18 protein-coding genes are annotated in these 18,932 nt (G+C 72.3%); 12 read left to right on the forward strand and 6 right to left on the reverse strand.

What is annotated here, in order from left to right; genetic code table 11:
• Window positions 1-176 precede the first annotated feature (176 nt).
• The gene (locus TU31_RS03055) at window positions 177-905 is read left to right on the forward strand and encodes a TetR/AcrR family transcriptional regulator (protein ID WP_042148435.1); all 729 of its coding nucleotides are present in this window, start codon (window positions 177-179) and stop codon (window positions 903-905) included.
• A gap of 63 nt (window positions 906-968) precedes the next feature.
• Here the strand turns inward: TU31_RS03055 and TU31_RS03060 are convergent, their stop codons facing one another.
• The 4 genes from TU31_RS03060 to TU31_RS03075 form a co-directional block, all read right to left on the reverse strand.
• A complete protein-coding gene (locus TU31_RS03060) occupies window positions 969-1,292 on the reverse strand; it encodes a DMT family transporter (RefSeq protein WP_042148438.1) in 324 nt (107 codons plus the stop codon).
• A gap of 164 nt (window positions 1,293-1,456) precedes the next feature.
• A complete protein-coding gene (gene rsgA / locus TU31_RS03065) occupies window positions 1,457-2,464 on the reverse strand; it encodes a ribosome small subunit-dependent GTPase A (protein ID WP_042148441.1) in 1,008 nt (335 codons plus the stop codon).
• Between the two features lie 13 nt (window positions 2,465-2,477).
• Window positions 2,478-3,839 (reverse strand): 3-phosphoshikimate 1-carboxyvinyltransferase, encoded by a 1,362-nt coding sequence (gene aroA / locus TU31_RS03070; RefSeq protein WP_042148444.1) that lies wholly within the window; start codon window positions 3,837-3,839, stop codon window positions 2,478-2,480.
• Window positions 3,840-4,004: 165 nt separating this feature from the next.
• Window positions 4,005-4,718, reverse strand: a complete 714-nt coding sequence (locus tag TU31_RS03075) for a M50 family metallopeptidase (RefSeq protein ID WP_042148448.1) — start codon at window positions 4,716-4,718, stop codon at window positions 4,005-4,007.
• Window positions 4,719-4,753: 35 nt separating this feature from the next.
• Here TU31_RS03075 and TU31_RS03080 point away from each other — a divergent pair, with 35 nt between their 5' ends.
• Together TU31_RS03080 and TU31_RS03085 are read left to right on the forward strand one after the other, a co-directional pair.
• Window positions 4,754-5,587: an SOS response-associated peptidase gene (locus TU31_RS03080; RefSeq protein WP_042148451.1), complete on the forward strand. Its 834-nt coding sequence runs from the start codon at window positions 4,754-4,756 to the stop codon at window positions 5,585-5,587.
• A 57-nt stretch (window positions 5,588-5,644) separates the two neighbouring features.
• Window positions 5,645-6,292, forward strand: coding sequence for an alpha/beta hydrolase family protein (locus tag TU31_RS03085; RefSeq protein WP_042148454.1), 648 nt, complete (start codon window positions 5,645-5,647; stop codon window positions 6,290-6,292).
• Window positions 6,293-6,415: 123 nt separating this feature from the next.
• Here TU31_RS03085 and TU31_RS03090 read toward each other — a convergent pair whose 3' ends face one another.
• Window positions 6,416-7,003, reverse strand: coding sequence for a helix-turn-helix domain-containing protein (locus TU31_RS03090; protein WP_052718808.1), 588 nt, complete (start codon window positions 7,001-7,003; stop codon window positions 6,416-6,418).
• Window positions 7,004-7,316: 313 nt separating this feature from the next.
• Here TU31_RS03090 and TU31_RS03095 point away from each other — a divergent pair, with 313 nt between their 5' ends.
• The 6 genes from TU31_RS03095 to def all read left to right on the forward strand — a co-directional run bounded on the left by TU31_RS03095 (window position 7,317) and on the right by def (window position 13,521).
• The gene (locus TU31_RS03095; RefSeq protein WP_219819184.1) at window positions 7,317-8,012 is read left to right on the forward strand and encodes a sigma-70 family RNA polymerase sigma factor; all 696 of its coding nucleotides are present in this window, start codon (window positions 7,317-7,319) and stop codon (window positions 8,010-8,012) included.
• Window positions 8,009-8,422 carry a mycothiol system anti-sigma-R factor gene (gene rsrA / locus TU31_RS03100; protein WP_042148461.1) on the forward strand — a complete coding sequence of 138 codons (414 nt, stop codon included), beginning with the start codon at window positions 8,009-8,011 and terminating at the stop codon, window positions 8,420-8,422. Before TU31_RS03095 ends, rsrA begins: the two co-directional genes overlap by 4 nt.
• Before the next feature lie 181 nt (window positions 8,423-8,603).
• On the forward strand, window positions 8,604-10,028 hold the full coding sequence (locus TU31_RS03105; protein WP_042148464.1) for an HD-GYP domain-containing protein: 1,425 nt from the start codon (window positions 8,604-8,606) through the stop codon (window positions 10,026-10,028).
• Window positions 10,025-11,389, forward strand: coding sequence for an HD-GYP domain-containing protein (locus tag TU31_RS03110; RefSeq protein ID WP_078885524.1), 1,365 nt, complete (start codon window positions 10,025-10,027; stop codon window positions 11,387-11,389). The genes TU31_RS03105 and TU31_RS03110 overlap by 4 nt, the downstream gene beginning before the upstream one ends.
• Before the next feature lie 432 nt (window positions 11,390-11,821).
• A complete protein-coding gene (locus tag TU31_RS03115) occupies window positions 11,822-12,808 on the forward strand; it encodes a tetratricopeptide repeat protein (RefSeq protein ID WP_018089486.1) in 987 nt (328 codons plus the stop codon).
• Between the two features lie 68 nt (window positions 12,809-12,876).
• Window positions 12,877-13,521, forward strand: a complete 645-nt coding sequence (gene def / locus TU31_RS03120; protein WP_042148467.1) for a peptide deformylase — start codon at window positions 12,877-12,879, stop codon at window positions 13,519-13,521.
• 41 nt (window positions 13,522-13,562) lie between these two features.
• On the opposite strand, the gene TU31_RS03125 is transcribed toward def, so the two are convergent.
• The gene (locus TU31_RS03125; RefSeq protein WP_042148471.1) at window positions 13,563-15,518 is read right to left on the reverse strand and encodes a transglycosylase domain-containing protein; all 1,956 of its coding nucleotides are present in this window, start codon (window positions 15,516-15,518) and stop codon (window positions 13,563-13,565) included.
• A gap of 505 nt (window positions 15,519-16,023) precedes the next feature.
• On the opposite strand from TU31_RS03125, the gene TU31_RS03130 reads away from it, so the two are divergent.
• The 3 genes from TU31_RS03130 to TU31_RS03140 are packed head-to-tail and all read left to right on the forward strand — an operon-like array spanning window position 16,024 to window position 18,921.
• Entirely contained in the window at window positions 16,024-16,356 is a 333-nt protein-coding gene (locus TU31_RS03130) for a hypothetical protein (RefSeq protein ID WP_042148474.1), read from the forward strand.
• The gene (locus TU31_RS03135; protein ID WP_052718809.1) at window positions 16,356-17,486 is read left to right on the forward strand and encodes a WXG100 family type VII secretion target; all 1,131 of its coding nucleotides are present in this window, start codon (window positions 16,356-16,358) and stop codon (window positions 17,484-17,486) included. The genes TU31_RS03130 and TU31_RS03135 overlap by 1 nt, the downstream gene beginning before the upstream one ends.
• The gene (locus tag TU31_RS03140) at window positions 17,473-18,921 is read left to right on the forward strand and encodes a hypothetical protein (RefSeq protein WP_158894234.1); all 1,449 of its coding nucleotides are present in this window, start codon (window positions 17,473-17,475) and stop codon (window positions 18,919-18,921) included. Before TU31_RS03135 ends, TU31_RS03140 begins: the two co-directional genes overlap by 14 nt.
• Window positions 18,922-18,932 lie beyond the last annotated feature (11 nt).

Below are 18,932 nucleotides of genomic sequence, written 5' to 3' on the forward strand. Positions count from 1 at the left end.
GTGCGAACAGTATCCATTGGTATACGCCGGAGCCACACGACCATGCGCCGCCCGGCGTGTGGCGGCCCGCGCGCCGCCGGTGCGCCCCCGCCGCGACGACCCTTGACAGTATCTGGCGGTGCGTCAATTCTGTGCGCACACCGGCTACCCGGGGCCGGCGGCCGGGGAGGCGACGGATGCCCGCAGCGCGTGAATCCTTGCTGGACGCCGCCTACACGGCGCTGACGGAACGGGCCTGGACGGCCGTGCGGATGGTCGATGTCGCGGCCGCGGCCGGGGTGTCCCGGCAGACGCTCTACAACGAGTTCGGCAGCAAGGAGGGGCTGGCCCGCGCCCTCGTCCGCCGGGAGACCGACAACTACCTCGCCGGGGTCGCGCGGGCGCTGTCCCAGGGCTCCCCGGCCGCCGGCGCCAGGCGCGACGCGGCGGGCCGGGTGGCGGCCGCGGCCGCCTGGACGCTGCGGACCGCGCGCGCCAACCCCCTGGTCAGGGCCGTACTGACCGGGTGCTGGAGCGACCGGCTGCCGGCCCCCGCGGCCGTCGGTGCCGCGCCGCCACGAGCCACCCGGCCCGGCATCCCCGCCCAGCGGACCGCGCCGTCGGGCGACGGGCCGCTGCCGGGGCCCGCAGAACTCGTCGGCCGCTTCTGCGACCAGGCGGTCGCGGCGCTGGAACCCGACTGGCCCGAGGAAGCGCTGCCCGCCCTGTGCACCGCCTGCGAGACCGCGGCGCGGCTGACCCTGGCCTGTGTGGTCGCTCCCGTGACGCCGGGGTCGGCACCGTCCGCGGGGCGCGCACCGGCACCGCGGTCGCGTCGGGAGCTGGAGACGGAGGCGGTGTCCCGGCTCGTACGGGGCGCCTTCGCCCGGATACCGGCCGATGCGCGGCCGGGGGAACACTGCTGACGAGGTGTCACGGCTGCGCGGGGCCCGGCCGCGGACGGCGGGGGCGGTTCGCGGGGCGCCGGCTCAGTGCGCCGCCCCCGACAGCTGCAGCCCGACCACCCCGACGATGACCATGGTGATGGAGACGATCTTCAGGGTGGAGACCACATCGCCGAGGAAGACCATGCCGTAGATCGCCGTACCGGCCGCACCGATGCCGGTCCACACCGCATACGCCGGGCCGACGTCGAGCCTGCGCAGCGCCAGCGTCAGCAGACCGAAACTGCCGAGGGCGAAGGCCGCGAACGCGATGGTCGGGAACAGCCGGGTGAAGCCGTGCGACAGCTTGAGGCAGACCGCGAAGCCGGTCTCCAGGATCCCCGCCACCACGACCAGCAGCCACGCCATGTCCCATTGCCTCCGTCAGCCAGGGCCTGTCTCGGTGAGCGACGACGGGGCGTCAGAATCACTCCCCAAGGCCCCGTCCGGGCGGTCCGGGCCTGACGGAACACTGCGCCGACCTCGATGTGATTATGCCTTTACCTCGGACGGGCGGCGGCAAACTTCGGCGATCAGTCGCCCTCGCGTCGCTCACGGGTGGCCAGGAGGCGGCGCAAGGAGTAGAGGCGGGCCGGATCGGCGTGGCCGTCGCTGACCCACTCGTCCAGCGCGCAGTCCGGTTCGTCATGGCTACAGGCCCGCGGGCATTCCGCGGTGCCCGGCTCCAGATCCGGGAAGGCGTGGATGACCCGGGACGGGTCGACGTGATGCAGCCCGAAGGACCGGACACCGGGGGTGTCGATGACCCAGCCCGAGTCGTCGGGCAGCGGCAGCGCCAGCGCGGAGGTGGTGGTGTGCCGCCCGCGGCCGGTGACCGCGTTGACATGCCCGGTGGCCCGGCGGCGCTCCGGGACCAGAGCGTTGACCAGGGTGGTCTTGCCCACGCCGGAGTGCCCGACGAACGCCGTCATACGGCCCGCGAGGGTGGCCCGGATCCGCTCGGCGGCGCTGCCGTCGGCGAGTTCGTCGCGATTGGTGACGATGTAGGGGACGCCGAGCGCGCCGTAGGAATCCAGCAGGGTGTCCGCGGACGCCAGATCGGACTTGGTCAGCACCAGCAGCGGGTCGAGGCCCGCGTCGTAGGCGGCGACCAGACAGCGGTCGATGAGCCGGGGGCGCGGCTCGGGGTCGGCGAGTGCGGTGACGATCGCGAGCTGGTCGGCGTTGGCGACCACGACCCGCTCGAACGGGTCGTCATCGTCGGCCGTACGGCGCAGCGTCGAGGAACGCGGCTCGACCCGGACGATCCGGGCGAGGGTGTCCTTGGCGCCGCTCAGATCACCCACGACGGCGACCCGGTCGCCGACCACCGCGCTCTTGCGGCCCAGCTCACGGGCCTTCATCGCGGTGACCGTACGGCCCTCGATGAGGCAGGTCAGCCGGCCCCGGTCGACGGTCAGGACCAGGCCTTCGCCCGCGTCCTCGTGCTTGGGGCGGCGGTTGGTGCGGGGGCGGTTGCCCTTGGGGTTGGGGCGGACGCGGATGTCGTCCTCGTCGGGGTTCTTTCCGTAGCGGCGCATGGCGGCGTCAGCCTCAGCCTCTCCGGGCCGGCACGGCCGCCGGGTCGAGCATGTCCGTCCACATCGCCGGGAAGTCCGGCAGCGTCTTGGCGGTGGTGGCGACGTTCTCCACCTGCACACCGTCGACGGCCAGGCCGATGATCGCCGCGGCGGTGGCCAGCCGGTGGTCCTCGTAGGTGTGGAAGACCCCGCCGTGCAGGGGACGCGGGCGGATGTGCAGACCGTCCGCGGTCTCGGTGACATCGCCGCCGAGCTCGTTGAGCTCCTTGGTGAGGGCGGCCAGCCGGTCGGTCTCGTGCAGCCGGAGGTGCGCCACCCCGCGCAGCGTGGAGGGGGAGTCGGCCAGCGCGGCGACCGCGGCGATGCCGGGGGTCAGCTCGCCGACCTCGCTCAGGTCGACGTCGATGCCGTGGATACGGCCGCTGCCGGTGAAGGTCAGCCCCCGGTCGGTCAGCTCGCAGGAACCGCCCATGGTGGTGAAGATCTCGCGCAGCGCGTCACCGGGCTGCGTGGTGTGCTCGGGCCAGTCCGGGATGGTGACCCGGCCGCCGGTGACCAGCGCCGCGGCCAGGAACGGCTGGGCGTTCGACAGGTCCGGCTCGACGACCAGGTCGCGGCCGAGCAGCGCGCCCGGGGTGACCCGCCAGACGTTGGGCTCGCCGCCCGCCTCCGGGGTGTCCACCTGCGCGCCGACGCTGCGCAGCATGTCGACGGTCATCCGGATGTGCGGCATGGAGGGCAGCGCCGCGCCCACGTGCCGGACCTCGACGCCCTGGTTGAAGCGCGGCGCGGAGAGCAGCAGCGCGCTGACGAACTGGGAGGACGAGGACGCGTCGATCTCGACCCGGCCGCCGTCCAGGCCGCCGCTGCCGAAGACCGTCATGGGCAGCGCCCCGCGGTTGTCGTCGTCGATCCGGGCGCCCAGGGCGCGCAGCGCGTCGATCACGCCGCCGAGCGGACGCTCGTAGGAGCGCGGGTCGCCGTCGAAACGGATCGGGCCGTCGGCGAGCGCGGCGACCGGCGGCAGGAAGCGCATGACCGTTCCGGCATTGCCGACGTCGATGGTGGCCGGGCCGTGCAGGCCCGCCGGGATCACCCGCCAGGCCTCCCCGCCACCGGGCTGCCCGGCGGCGTCCGAGCTGGAGGAAGCGGTCTCCTCGATGCCGACGCCCAGGGTGCGCAGGGCCTCGGCCATCAGGAGCGTGTCACGGGAGCGCAGCGGCCGGCGCAGCCAGCCGGGCTCGGCGGAGAGGGCGGCCAGGACCAGGCCGCGATTGGTGACCGATTTGGAGCCGGGCACGGTGACGGTGGCATCGACGGCCCCGGAGGCGAGGGGGGCGGGCCACAGGGCGGGATGTGTGGGGCTCTCGGTCATGCCCTTACTTTAATGGCTGGGCAAGGGTGCCGATCTTGATCAAAAGCGCCGCAACCCCTGTGAAACATGGCACGGGCAGTGCGCTCACGTGCCGGAACCGCGTCGCCGGCGGAACCACCGGCCGGGGCGGCGGCGGAACCGGCCCCCGGCGCGGGGCGGTTGACGTCAGAGGCCGAGCAGCCAGCGCCCGCCGCCGATCAGCGAGCACAGCGTCACCACGTGGAAGAGGCCGAGCCAGATGGCCGCCGGGACATGGGTCAGCCGCGCCAGCTGGTCCGGGTCGGAGTCCACGGCCCCGCCCCGGCGCCGCTTCCCCTGGAGCTCGAACGGCGGCCGCACCCCGCCCAGCAGGAGGAACCACACCACCACATACGCGAACGCCGCCTGCACATCCGGCGTCGTCAGCCAGGAGACCAGCACGAACGCGGCGCCGGTGAGCACGACCGTGAGCACGCCGTAGGCGTTCCGGATCATGATCAGCATCGCCAGGAGCAGCACGGTGGCGCCCCACAGCAGCGCCGTGATGTGCCCCGCGGCGAGGAGCGCGGCGCCCGCCAGACCGAGCAGCGACGGCGCGATGTAGCCGGCCGCGGCGGTCAGCACCATGCCCAGACCGGTCGGCTTGCCCCGCGAGACGGTCAGCCCCGAGGTGTCGGAGTGCAGCCGGATGCCGTCCAGGCGGCGGCCGGTGAGCAGCGCGATCAGCCCGTGCCCGCCCTCGTGCGCGATGGTGACGGCGTTGCGCGCAAGCCGCCAGGCGGTGCGCGGGACGACGGCGCCCAGCGCGAGCACCGCCGTGGCGATCACCAGCCAGAGCGAGGGATCGGGCTGGGTCCCGAACACGCGGCTCCATATGTCCGTGAGGTGGTCGGTGTCCATGTCTCCCCTTCGTGTGGCATGGCAGTGTGGCACGCATGTGCGGTAGGTATGCAGCGAGTCGTCGTCCCGAGGAGCTGGTGGGACTCTTCGGCGTTCAGCGGTGGGAGCCGACGGAGACCCTCGCGCCCAGTTGGAACGTGGCCCCGACGGACCCGGTGCACGCGGTGCTCGAACGTCCCCTCAAGGGAGCGGCGGCCGAGGACCTCCCGCCGGGCGGTCCGGCGCGCCAGCTGCGGGCGCTGAAATGGGGCCTGGTCCCGTCGTGGTCGAAATCACCCGAGGCCGCCGCGAAGATGATCAATGCCCGGGCGGAGACGGTGCACGAGAAGCCGTCCTTCCGGCAGGCCTTCGCGACCCGTCGGTGCCTGCTGCCCGGAGACGGGTATTTCGAGTGGGTCACCGACGCCGCGGAACGGCAGCTGGAGGAGCAGGGCAAGAAGAAGCGGCCCCGTAAGCAGCCGTATTTCGTGACGCCCGCGGACGGCTCCGTGATGGCGATGGCCGGGCTGTACGAGTTCTGGCGGGACCGGACGCTGCCCGGCGACCACCCGCTGGCCTGGTGGGTGACCTGCACCGTGGTCACCACCGAGGCCGAGACCACACCGCTGGCCGGGGCGGACGGCGGCGACGGGCCGCAGTCGCTGGCCGAGATCCACCCCCGGATGCCGCTGGTACTGACCCCGGACAGCTGGGACGCCTGGCTCGACCCGGCCCGTACCGACCCGGACGAGGTACGCGAATTGCTGACGCCGCCGCCGGCCGGGCTGATGCGTGCCCATCCCGTGCCGACCGGGGTCAGCAACGTCCGCAACAACGGGCCCGAGCTGGTCACCGAGCTCGACGGACCCGAGGTCGGCACGCTGTTCTGAGCCGCCGCACGGCCCGCCGCGCTGCCCTTCCCGCCGCGGCGCGGGCAGGATGGGCGTATGAGCACTGGGGCGAGGGAGACCGAGACGGTCGCGACACCGGCGGGCGATGCCCGGATCACCTGGTACCGCACGGCGGAGCCGGCGCGGGCCGTGGTGGCGCTGAGCCATGGCGCCGGCGGCGGCATCGAGGCGCGTGATCTCCAGGCGCTGGCGGCCGCGCTGCCGGCCCGTGGCTACTCCGTGGCGCTGGTCGAGCAGCCGTGGCGGGTGGCGGGCAAGAAGGTGGCGCCCGCGCCGAAGACCCTGGACACCGGCTGGACCGCGCTGTGGCCGGCGCTGGCGAAGCCGGGGCTGCCGGTGGTCGCCGGTGGCCGGAGCGCCGGGGCCCGGGTGGCCTGCCGTACGGCGCGTGAGCTGGGAGCCCGGGCAGTGGTGGCGCTGAGCTTCCCGCTGCACCCGCCGGGCCGGCCCGAGAAGTCCCGGGCCGACGAGCTGACCGGCGCCGGGGTGCCGACGCTGGTCGTCCAGGGCGGCCGGGACCCGTTCGGCCGGCCGGAGGAGTTCCCGCCGGGGACGGAGCTCGCCGAGGTGGCTCACGGTGACCACGGCTTCGCGGTACCGAAGAAGGCAGGCGTCGGGGAGGCGGAGTCGATGGCCGTGCTCACGGACGCGGTGACGGGCTGGCTGGACGGGGTGTTCGGCTGACGGTTCGGCTGCCGGGCGGCGCGGGGGTCCGGGCGGCTGCCGGGCCGGTACGTGCCGCAGCGGCGGGCGTCGGCGGCTCGGCGGGCCGGGACGGGCGGCCCCCGCCCGCGGGTTCGGCCCGGTTCACCCGTCCTGTCCGCGCGGCCGGGCCCGGACATGCATCCGCTCGCCCTGTCTGCCGAAGAGGCTCAGCAGCTCCACCGGCTCGTCGCCCGCCGGGCCGAACCAGTGCGGCAGCCGGGTGTCGAACTCCGCCGCCTCCCCGGCCCGCAGCTCCACATCGCGGTCGGCCAGCAGCAGCCGCAGCCGTCCGGAGAGCACGTACAGCCACTCGTAGCCCTCGTGTGTGCGCTGCTCACGCGGCCCGTCGACCGGATCGAGGATCAGCTTGAACGCCTGCAGCGCGCCCGGCTGCCGGGTCAGCGGGATCGCGGTCCTGTCCCCGAGCCGCATCGGGGCCGCCCGCACCCGGGGATCGCCGACCTCCGGCGCCCCCACCAGCTCGTCCAGCGGCACCTGATGGGCCTGCGCCAGCGGCAGCAGCAGTTCGAGGGTGGCCTTGCGGCCGCCGGACTCCAGGCGCGACAGCGTGCTCACCGAGATGCCGGTCGCCTCGGAGAGCGCGGTCAGCGTCACCCCGCGCTCCTGGCGCATCCGCCGCAGCCGCGGGCCCACCTCGGCGAGTACCCGCTCGTATGCCTGATCGTTCACCCTTCTATTGCCGAAGCGGCAAGCGCATTTGTCAACCCGTCGTTCCGTCCGAAGTCTTGACAGCGGACCGGGAATGCCGCGGCGAACGCGCCTGTTGTGCCAGGCGTAGTGCTCGAGTACGTCCGGTGAACGACGAGGAATGGGAGTCCGCCGCATGGGAATCGCTTGCCCGGCCCGCCCGGCCGCCGATCTGCCGTGGTCGCAGATGCAGGTCACGCAGCCCGCCCTGGCTGGAGCGGCGGCGGCACCGGATCGTCGTCTATTCTCCGAATCGGGTGGGTCCGCATCCGGATCCAGGACGGTGTTGGAGGAGGTGGGTCCGGTCACCGGTACCGACGCAGGGACCGACGGCACGGCTGAGGAGCAGGCCCAGGAGAGCGCCGCCGAGCGCAATGCGCGCTTCGAGCGGGACGCGCTCACCTTCCTGGACCAGATGTACTCCGCCGCGCTGCGCATGACGCGCAATCCGGCCGATGCGGAGGACCTGGTGCAGGAGATGTACGCGAAGGCGTACGCGTCCTTCCACCAGTTCCGGGAGGGCACCAACCTCAAGGCGTGGCTCTACCGCATCCTCACCAACACCTTCATCAACTCCTACCGCAAGAAGCAGCGTGAGCCGCAGCGCAGTGCCGCCGAGGAGATCGAGGACTGGCAGCTGGCGCGCGCCGAGTCGCATATGTCGACCGGGCTGCGTTCCGCCGAGTCGCAGGCGCTCGACCACCTCCCCGACTCGGACGTGAAGGCCGCACTCCAGGCGATCCCTGAGGAATTCCGTATCGCGGTCTACCTGGCGGACGTGGAGGGCTTTGCGTACAAGGAGATCGCGGACATCATGGGGACACCCATCGGCACGGTGATGTCCCGTCTGCACCGCGGCCGGCGCCAACTGCGCGGCATGCTGGAGGATTACGCCCGTGAGCGCGGGCTGGTCCCGGCGGGGGCGGCGGCCGGTGACCCGCAGGCCGCGCAGACGTCGGACGCGCACGACCGGAAAGGCTCGGGATCATGAGCTGCGGAGAGCCGCACGAGAAGGACTGCTCAGAGGTCCTTGACCACCTCTACGAGTATCTCGACCGGGAGATGCCCGCCGGGGAGTGCGCAGACTTCCAGGTGCATCTCGACGAGTGCTCGCCGTGCCTGGAGAAGTACGGCCTGGAGCAGGCCGTCAAGAAGCTCGTCAAGCGCTGCTGCGGCCATGACGACGTCCCCAGCGATCTGCGCTCCAAGGTCATGGGCCGGATCGAGCTCATCCGGGCCGGGGAGACCGTCCCCGAGGTGAGCGTGCTCGAACAGGCCAAGAAGGAACAGGCGCAGCGCGCGCGGGAGGACGCCGCGGCGTCCGCGGCGGAGGAGGGGACCGGTCCGGCCGACGCGACCGGCTCCACCGATGCACGTACCCGGGCCGCACGGGCCGAATAACGCGGCACATCACCCCAAGGGGTGAGGGGCGGGGCCATCGTCCCGCCCGATCCGCTGAACCGCCTTCCCCGGGGCCTTCGCCCCTCTATTCTCACCGACCCGAGCGCACTGCGGATGCGGCGCGCCAGGGCCCCGGCTCCCTCCGAGCCCGGGGGAGCGGTGGGCAGGGCGAGGAGGCGCGATGCGAGGACTTCCGGCGGCCGCACGAGGGTATATCGGCTGCGCCGCGCCGGCCGCGGCGCTGTGTGCCGCCCCCGCTGTGGGCCTCGGCCCCGGCGCCCCCTGGAGCAGCGCCCTCGCCCTGGCCATCCTGTACGGGCTCTGCGAACAGCTGCGCCGCTGCCGGGCCGGCCGGGCCCCGTACGCCCCCGACTCCGGGGCCCCGGGCGGTTTTCCCACCGGATGGGCCGGCCCCGTCCTGCTCGCCGGGGTCTTTCTGCTGCCGCCGCCGCTGGCCGCGCTGGCCGCGGTCCCCGGCGCGCTGCTCGCACCGGCCGAGCCGCGCTTCGCCGCCGCCCGCCGGCTCTGGCACGCCGCCGAGCTGGCGCTGGCCTGCTGGGCGGCCGCCCAGGTGTTCCGGTCCCTCGGCCACCAGCCGCTGTCCGCACCGCAGTTCCCCGTGGTGCTGCTGCCGGCCGTGGCGGCCGCGGCCACCTTCTGCGTGGTGCTCGCCGCGCTCGACGGCGGGGTGCTGGCCGCCGCCGAGCGGCACCCCGTCCGCACCGCCTGGCGCGGGCTGCTGACCCGCTCCCTGGCGCCGCATCTGGTGCACGGCCTGGCCGGGCTGATGATGGCGGTCCTGTGGTGCAGCTCGTACGGACCGCCGGCGGCGCTGCTGGTGCTGCTGCCGATGTACCTCTCCTGCTGGGCCTTCGACCGGTATCACCGGGAACGGGCCGCCCACCGGGCCACCATCCGCGCCCTCGTCCAGGCCGTGGACATCAAGGACCGCTACACCCGCGGGCACAGCGAGCGGGTCGGCCGCGCCTCGGTGATGATCGCCCGGGAGCTGGGCCTGGCGGAGGACCGTATGGAGGCGCTGCGGTTCGCCGGCATCCTGCACGACGTCGGCAAACTCGGCGTCCCCACCCGGCTGTTGCGCAAGGACGGGCCGCTGACGCCCCAGGAACGCCGGGTCATCGAGCTGCACCCCGAGTACGGACACGAGATCGTGCGCGGCATCGGCTTCCTGGAGGAGGCGCGGGCGGCGATCCTGCACCACCACGAGCGGCTGGACGGCAGCGGCTATCCCTACGGGCTGAGGGGACATCAGATCCCGGAGGTGGCACGGGTGGTGGCGGTCGCCGACGCCTTCGACGCGATGACCTCGACCCGTTCCTACCGCCGGGCCCGGCCGGTGCCGGTGGCCGTCGCGGAGCTGCGCAAGTGCGCCGGTGCGCAGTTCGATCCGCGGATGGTCCGCGCGCTGGTGGCCTCGCTCGACCGCTACGGCTGGCATCCGGACCTGGTGACGGCGGCTCCGGAGCCCGGCGCGGGGCGGTCCGAGCGGGAGGACGTCCCGCCGCGGGATGCCGGGGGCGGGGAGCCCGTACCGGTGCCGCCGGTGCCCTTGCCCGAACGGGCGGGGCGGGACGGTGTGCGGTGAGCGGCGTCCCGGAGGAGCCCCGGCGCGGCCGGGCGGCCGGACGCCGGGCCGCACCGGCTCAAGCGCCCGGCGCCCCGCGCACCACGGAGTCGGGCAGCTGCGGCGCCCGCGCCGTGATCGCCGCGGTCTATGTCCCGGCCGCCGCGCTCGCGTGCTGGTCGCTGGGCCGGACGCTGTGGGACGGTCTGGCCGAGCCGGGGATCGCGCTGGCCTTCGGGGTGCTGATCACGGTGGGTGAGCTGGTGGGGCAGGGGCCCGCCCCGGCGGCCGGGGGCGCACGGGTGCCGGGGGTGCGCGAGGGCGCACCGCTCGGCGCGGCCGGTGCCCTCGCCTACGCCCTGCTCGGCGAGGCCGGCGGACGGCCGACGACCCATGGCGTCCATCAGGTCGTGGCCGTGGTCCTGGCGGCCGGTCTGGTCGGCCTCGTCCCGCGGCTCGCGCGCGGCGAGGGACCGGCGCTCGACCCCCTGGCGCGCCGGCTACTGACCACCGGCTTCGCCGCCACCTGCTTCCAGCCCCTCTACAACACCGGCACGCTGGGCTCCTGGGTGGCCTCCGGGCCGGTCTACCCGGTCTTCCTGATCGCGCTGCTGGCGCTGACCGCGCTGTGCGACGCGGTCCTGGTGGCCGCGCTCGCCCGGGCCCGCACCGGCTGGCCGTACGGGCCGCTGCTGCGCGACGAGTTGCGCGCCCTGCTCGGCATCGGCTCGGCGGTCTGCGCCACCGGGGTGGTGATCTCGCTGGCCACCGCGGTCGCCGGGCTGTGGGCGCTGCCGGTGTTCTGTCTGCCGCTGCTGCTGACCCAGTTCGCCTTCCGCCGGTTCGCGGCCGTCCGCGCCACCTACCGCCAGACCATCGCCTCGCTGGCCCGCTCCACCGAGATCGCCGGCTACACCCCGCACGGCCATGCCCGCCGGGTGGCCGCGCTCAGCCGCGCGGTGGGTCGTGAACTCGGCCTGAACGAACCGGATCTGGATGTGCTCGAACATGCCGCGCTGATGCATGACATCGGCCAGCTCGCGCTGCTGGACCCGGTGCCGGACGGGGCGACCGCGCCGCTGCCGCCCGCCGAACAGCGCCGGATCGCGCTGCTGGGCGGCGCCGTGGTCCGGCAGACCGGCGTCCCCGCCGAGGTCGCGGTGATCGTCGAGCGGCAGGCCGATCCGTATCGCGAGCAGCCGGTCACGGCACGTATCGTCCGCACCGTCAACGCCTACGACGATCTCTCGGGGGAGTCTGCGGGGCCGGGCGTTCGGCTGCGCGCCCTGGAGCGGCTGCGGCTGTCCACCGCGCGGGACCACGAGCCCCGGGTCGTCGAGGCGCTGGCCAGGGTCCTGGCCTGCGGCGACCGGGCCGGGTGAGACGGCCGAGGGGCCCGGCGCGGGATTTGTCCCCTCAGGGGAGGCCCTCCCGGCCACTGGGCGAGCCCCTGCCGACCGTGTATGTCCCGACAATGCCGTAAATGCCGCCCTGGCCGACGCTCGGCGCCCCCTTGCCGGCGCCCCATCCGCCCCAGCCGCCACACCCTGCCGTTACGCCGTCGCCGGGCCCCACAGGTCGTGGAACCCATGGGTAATGAGCGCCCTCCGAGATGGGCATGGTTGGATGCGAAGGGAGCCCCTCTCAAGGGGTTCAGGGGGTCGGCGAAGGGCAAGGAGCCGCAGGGGGACCGGCAAACCGGGCTGAGCCCGGCGGCAATCTGTGGCAGGTTGTCGAGTGGGCCCCCGGAAGGCCCCGGACGCCGCTCGGGACCCCACCTCAGCGGCATCAAGAGCAACCAGCAGGCGGGAATCGTGAGGATCTTCGGCAAGGTACGGCACCGGCCCTCCGCCTCGTGGCGGCAGGCGACCGACCGCGCTTTCACGCTGATCGGCGACGGCCGTTACGAGGACGCGGGTGCGCTGCTGACCCGCGCCGCGGACATGGAGCCGTGGCTCTCCGAGTCCTGGTTCAACCTGGCCCTGCTGCACAAGTTCCGGCACGACTGGGAGCAGGCCCGGGCCGCCGGACTGCGCGCCGTCGCGCTGCTGGACCGCGAGACCGGGGCGCCCGACTGGTGGAACGTCGGCATCGCCGCCACCGCCCTCCAGGACTGGCCGCTGGCCCGCCGCGCCTGGCAGGCGTACGGCCTCAAGGTCCCCGGCGGGGGTTCGCCGTCCGGCGAACCGCTCGGTATGGCCCTGGGCAGCGCCGCGGTCCGGCTCTCCCCGGAGGGCGAGGCCGAGGTCGTCTGGGGCCGCCGGCTGGACCCGGCCCGTATCGAGGTGCTGTCCATCCCGCTGCCGTCCTCCGGGCGGCGCTGGGGCGAGGTGGTGCTGCACGACGGCGTCCCGCACGGCGAGCGGACCACCGCCGCGGGCCCCTCGTACCCGGTCTTCGACGAGATCGAGCTGTGGGCGCCCTCCCCGGTCCCCACCTGGGTGGTGCTCCTGGAGGCCGCCACGGAGGCCGACCGGGACGCCCTGGAGCGGCTGGCGGCCGACGCGGGCTTCGCGGCCGAGGACTGGTCGTCCTCGGTGCGGCTGCTGTGCCGTACGTGCTCGGAGAGCCGGATGCCCAGCGACGAGGGCGAGGGCGAGCATCTCGACCCGCACGACCACAGTGAGCCCGGCCACCCCGGCCCGCTCGGCCACCGCACCGCGGGCTCCGGCTCGCTGTGGGTGCCGGAGCGCGAATGCGGTATCGCGGCGCCGTCCGCGCTGGTCCGCGGCCTGCTGGACGGCTGGGTCGCGGACAGCCCGGACACCCGGGAGTGGCGCGATCTTGAAGAGGTCTGCTGAGGGCCCGGTCGCGCCCCCGTAGGCTGTAGGGCGACTATTCAGGGTTTTCAGGAAGGCGTACGGCGGAGATGGCCCAGCAGCCTGTGTTTGATCAAGACGGTGACCGGCGCGTGGACGAGGAGTTCATCGACGACGTCACGGACGCCGGGGAGCGGGAGGCCGCCCACCGTGAGCGCGGCACCTCGCGACCGATCACGGTCGTCGGCAATCCGGTGCTCCACAAGGAGTGCAAGGACGTCACGGCGTTCGACGACGAGCTCGGCCGGCTCATCGACGACATGTTCGCCAGCCAGCGCACCGCCGAGGGCGTTGGCCTGGCCGCCAACCAGATCGGCGTGGACCTGAAGGTCTTCGTCTACGACTGCCTGGACGACGAGGGCGTCCGGCACGTCGGGGCGGTCTGCAACCCGGTGCTGGACGAGCTGCCCGCCGAGCGCCGGATCCTGGACGACTCCAACGAGGGCTGCCTGTCCGTGCCCGGTGCCTACGCCGAGCTGCCCCGCCCCGACTACGCCGTGGTCCGCGGTCAGGACGCCAAGGGCGAGCCGGTCGCGATCCGGGGCACCGGCTACTTCGCGCGCTGCCTCCAGCACGAGACCGATCACCTCTACGGCTACCTCTACATCGACCGGCTCAGCAAGCGGGACCGCAAGGACGCGCTGAAGCAGATGGCCGAGCGGGAGCCCCGCTACCCCGTCGTCGCCAACGACTGAGACGAACGGGCGCCCGGCTGCCGGCCGGGCGCCCATTCGCGTCACGAACCCTGCTGGTAGGCCTGCCAGACCTTCGGCGGGAGGGTCGTGCCCAACTTGCTCTTCGCGCCGCCGACGCCCTGCATCGGCAGCAGGGCGGGGGTGCCCGCCTTGTTGCGGAACATGGTGACGGCGGTGGTCGGCTCGTTGCCGTCCCCGGCGCCGGGCGCGCGGCCGGGGACGACGCCCTTCCCGTCCTTCGCGCCGGTGCCGGGACCGAAGTCCGGTTCCGCGGCGGACGGACTGCCGATGAACCACGCCGACTTCATCCGGTCGCCCGGCTCCGTGCGGCCGGCCGCCACCGGCTGCTCGGGGGCGAGCCCGCCGTCCCGGCCCAGGGTGAGCCAGCCGACGATCCGCAGCGAATTCGACACCTGCTCGGCGACCTTGGCATCGAGCACCTGCTCGGCCTCGGGACGGTCCAGCCCCGGCACCTTCTTGCCGTCGTAGGTGATCCCGGACACCGCGTACGGCTCCTGGTGCAGCCCGCCGTTGGTGAAGGTCGTGTAGGCGCTCGCCATCCGGATCGCGCTGGGTGCGGAGGTGCCCAGCGGGAAGGTCTGTTCCAGCTGCGCCATGCTCTCCTTGCGCAGCCCCGACTGCACCGCGAGATCCCGGATCCGCTCCAGCCCGATCCGCTTCCCGGCCTGGACGAAGGGCGGGCTCTGCCCCGTCATCAGGGCCCCGCCCAGCTTCTGGGCCGGGGTCTCCTCGCCGTCCACCGGCGCGGTCGTGGGGTCCTCGGTGCCGTCGACCTCCTCCTGGAGCGCGGCCGCCAGCACGAACGGCTTGAAGGCGGACCCGGCCGGGACCGCCGAGGTGTCCGCGTTGTTGCTGAAGTGCTTGGTGGCGTCCGGACCGCCGTACAACGCGACGATCGCCCCGTCGTCGGGGCGTACGGAGGCCGCGCCGAATTGCACAAAGGCGTCGGCCTTGCGGTGCTTCGGATCGATCTCCTTCCGGCGGACCTCGTTGACGGCCTTTTCCAGGCGGCGGGTGCGCTCTTTGTCGAAGGTGGTGTGAACGTGATAGCCGCCGCGCGCCAGATCCTTGGTGGTCAGCCCGGTGCGGGCCTTGATGAACTTGTTGGCGACATCGAGGAGATACCCGGTCTGGCCGGCCTGGCTGGTGGGTTTCGACAGTTTTCGGGGCTCCGGGAAGGTGCGGTACCTGTCCCGCTCTTCCTTGCTCATCTTCCCGGTGGCGACCTGCCGGTCGAGTATCCACTCCCAACGCGCCACGGCCCGTGCGTGATTGGCCTTGCTCAGCCCCGGGTCGTACTGCTCCGAACCCTTCAGCACGGCGGCCAGCAGGGCGCCCTGGCTGGGATTCAGCCGGCTGGCGTCAATGCCGTAATACGCATGGGCGGCGGCCTCGATCCCATAGGAATCGCGGCCGAACCAGCTGGTGTTGAGATATCCGCGCAGAATGTCGTGCTTGGACTTCTGGTTGCCCACCTTCAGCGCGATGATGAATTCCCGCACCTTGCGGGTGACCGTCTGGTCCTGCGAGAGATAGGTGTTCTTCACATACTGCTGGGTAATGGTCGAGCCGCCCTGGGTGTCCCCGCCGGAGACCATGCTGACCACGGCGCGGCCGATGCCCTTGAGGGAGACCCCGGAATCGCTGTAGAACGTGGCGTTCTCCGCCGCGATCACGGAGTTCTCCACCGAGTCCGGCACCTTGTCGAGGGTGATGTTCTGCCGGTTGACGGCACCCACGCTCACCATTTCGCTGCCGTCGGACCAGTGATAGACGGTGGCCTGCTTGCCCGCCAGCTCATTCTCGTCAGGCACGTCGATCTTCGCGTAGACCACGGCTAACAGCCCGGCCAGGCCGACCATGCCGAGCGAGAGAACACCGAGCCACTGGCGCCATGACGGCAGCCAGCGGCGCGGGCCCTCCCGGCCCTGCCGCGGATAGTCGAGGAACCGGCGACGCCCCTTCGTTCCCTTCATGCCCGGATAGAGACGGTGGCCCCGGCTCCGGTTGCCGAGGTAACAGAACGCTCATAAACGGCGTGCCACCAGGGAGAAGAGGGGGGTGGAGGCTGTCTGGTAGCTCCTGTTGTGGAACGTGATCCGCGTGTTTGGGCGGCTTGTCGCCGAGGAGGGCGGGCCTGGCATCGGGTTCGGTGGCGGCGTCGCTGGAGGGTCGATCAATAACCGTCCCCCGCCGGCGGATTATGGCTAACCTCCCCGAAATTCCGCTCCATAAATGATCTGCCGGTACTTCGCTTTACCAAAACTTGTCCCCACTATGCCCGGGTTTGAGCATGAAGCGCGCTCTCTTCGGTTATCGCCGCAACGTGCTGTATAAGCAGTCCCGGGGCCATGGCCTATCCACTCTTTCGCCTATTGATGTGCCCTCAAGGCTGCCTGGGGGCCCGTGGCTTGCACCTAAGCTGGCATGGCAATGGCGGCTTGTGCCGGAGCGGATCCAACGGGGAAGGGGCTGTAGCAGATGGCTGACAAAGAGTCATATGTCGACCACGGTGAGATAATGAAGCTGGCTCGCAGCTTTGAGCAGCACTCCTACGATCTGGAGAAGACTCTTCAGAAGTTCACTGCGGAAACCGGCGAAGAGGCGATCACCGACGGCTTCGGGGTCCTGACCGAGTCGGAAGAGGTGACCTCGGCATATATCGAGTACTCCGCGGACGTGGCCAGTGCCATGAAGGCCATATACACCCATCTCGACGAGATCGGGGCCGCGTTGAAGCAGGTCAGCAGCAACACGGAGGTCAACGATCAGGGCGTCGAGGCGCTCTTCGGGAAAAACGACGGGGGTAAGTGATGAGCGGGGACGAGTCCGTAGCCGAGGAGATCGTAGAACTCGGAATTGAGATCGTCCATCCCGGCGGACGGCCGGATGAACTGCGCGAGGCCGCCAAGCAGTGGCGCCATCTGAAATCCGAGGTCGACCGGATCTTCGGCGCCCTGGACAAGCAGGTCAACGCCGCGGTGGGGCACACCTGGCGGGGCGAAGCCGCCGAGGCTTTCCAGGAGCACTGGAACGAGTGCAAAAAGGCCGTCGACCCGGTGACCGCGAATTTCGATGAAGCCGCCGAGGGCCTTGAGAAGGCCGCGAAAGCCATCGAGGAGGTCAATGAAGAAATCGAGGACATCTACATCGAGATCGGGATCTCCGTCGGTGTCTCGATCGGCATGTCCTTCCTGACCCTCGGTGTCTCCGCCGCGGTCGGTACGGCCCGGGTGGCGATGCTGGCCAAGCGCGCCCTGGACGCGGCCGGCAGATTGGGCAGGATGCTGAGGCTCATTGCCCGGGTCTATCGGGGGATCAAGGGCTCGCGCTATCTCAGGCCGCAGTTGATGCAACGCGGCGTAAAGGCCCTGGAAGGGTTCACGGTGAACACGGCGTCCGGCACGGCCGGCGGTGTGGCCACAAGTGTCCTCTCCGGCAAGGGACCGGAGTGGGGGACCAACCTCATGGGCGGGATCGGCGGTGCGACCGTCGGCACCGGAGCGGGAAAGCTCGCGACGGCCCTCGGCCGCGGCGATTTCGTCAGCGGTGCGGTGGGCGGTGCGGCCGGCGGCGTCACCGGCGATGTCCTGGACTCCTACCGCAAGGGCGAGGACCTCGACGGGCGGCAGACCGCGATCACCGCCGTCACCGGTGGTGCGGCAGGCGGCGTCGGTGGTTCGGTCCGGGGCTTCGACCGGGAAATGGACCGCATGGCGCGGGATATCAAGATGGAGAACCGGACTCCCGGCAGCCATGAGGCGAACATGGACACCGCGTGGGGCACCGTTGTCCCCATCGCCGGAGGCGTCTCCGGCAACGAGGGCAAGGACGGATTCGAAGACGTGGACAAGAGCACCAAGGACGGCCGGACGGCAGCCGAGCAGGGCACCAAGGGCCGGAACGAGACGACAACCGACGAGGTACGAGATGTCTTCGGCTGACCAGGCCGCGACCGGGGCCGCGCCTGCCCTTCAGCGGGTGGGCGCGGCCCCGCGCCGGGCCGGGGCGTGGTGCGCCGCGCTGGGGTTGGCGGCCCTCACCGCCGTCTTGCCGCTGTGGCTCTTCTGGCCGGATCCACAGCCGCGGCGGACGGCGATACTCGTCGGGCTGGGGTGCGCACTGGCCTGTGCCGGCGCCATCGCCGTGTTGCCGCGCGCGGCAGGCGGGCGGCGGCCGTACGCCGCGATCTCCGTCGCCGAGTTCTCGGGGGCACCGGGCGGGCCCGGGGCCGTGGAAGCGGACGGGCCGCCCCGGGTGCTGCCCTCGCGCCGGGGTGTGCAGGCGCGTTCCCTGGCGTGGTACCTGGGCGTCTGCACGGTGCTGGTGACCCTTTTCGCCCTCGTGACGGGGACGCCCCAGCGGCCGGAACAGATGCAGCGGATCGTGGACGCCGGGGCGGAGTTCGCGGCCGTACCGATCGAGAAGGTCGGCGATGTCCGGCTGCACGATCCGAGCAAGGGCCACGACTACTACACCTCCACGGCGGTCGTCCGGCTTGCCCCGAAGGCGGGCGGGCGGCCGGCCACGGCAACCGTCCAACCGGTCACCCCCGACCGTCCGCGCACGGGCGGCAAGGTCTCGGTCCTCTACGCCCCGGCGCGTCCCGGACTGGGCGCCCTCGCGGGCGACGAGCGCAGCCTCGGTGATGCGATGGAGGGCGCCACGATGGGGACCGGCCGCGTCTGGATCGTCGGCATCGCCTGGGCCGCCGGCCTGGTCCTCTCCGTGGTCGGACTTTCCCTGCGCCACGGGTTCCGTTCCTTTTCCCGGCTGGGCCGCGGCGATATGGCGGTACGCGGGAAATACCTGGGGCCTGATTTCTGGCGGCGGGGGGACAGCAAGGAGCCCTGCTTGAAGATTGTCACCGGGTCATCCCGCACCGCGCATTTCCTGGCCAATGTCATGGCGGAGCATGCCCCCGATTCCTTGACGGGGCAGCATGTGTGGCTGTGCTGGGACGCTCGCCGGGGCGCCGGCGGCGGGCGGTTGTCCGGGGGTGCCACACCGGCGGCGCTGGTGTCCGACGACGGCTGGGTGATGCACGGGATGCTCAAGGCCGACGATGCGCAGATGCTGGCCGCCGAGGGTGTCGCCGTCGAGAAGGCCGCCGCGGGCAACGGTGAGCCGCGCGCTCTGCGGCTGTGGGACCCGCACTCCGCCTGGCTGCTTTACGTGCCCTTGTCCGTGCCGCTGCTCGCCGCGGTGCTCATCGGCTGCGCCGCGCTGCTGACCTTCGACCTCACGGGCGTCTGGCGCTGGGTGACCGGCATCGCCGGTGCCGTCGCCGGGCTGTCTCTCGGCCATCTCGCGATGAACGCCCCGTACCCATCGGTCGTGCGCGCGGCCATCTCCTCGAACGGGACGGATCCGGACTGAGGTTCCGCCGG

This window comes from Streptomyces lydicamycinicus, from assembly GCF_000829715.2.
Classification (GTDB): domain Bacteria; phylum Actinomycetota; class Actinomycetes; order Streptomycetales; family Streptomycetaceae; genus Streptomyces; species Streptomyces lydicamycinicus.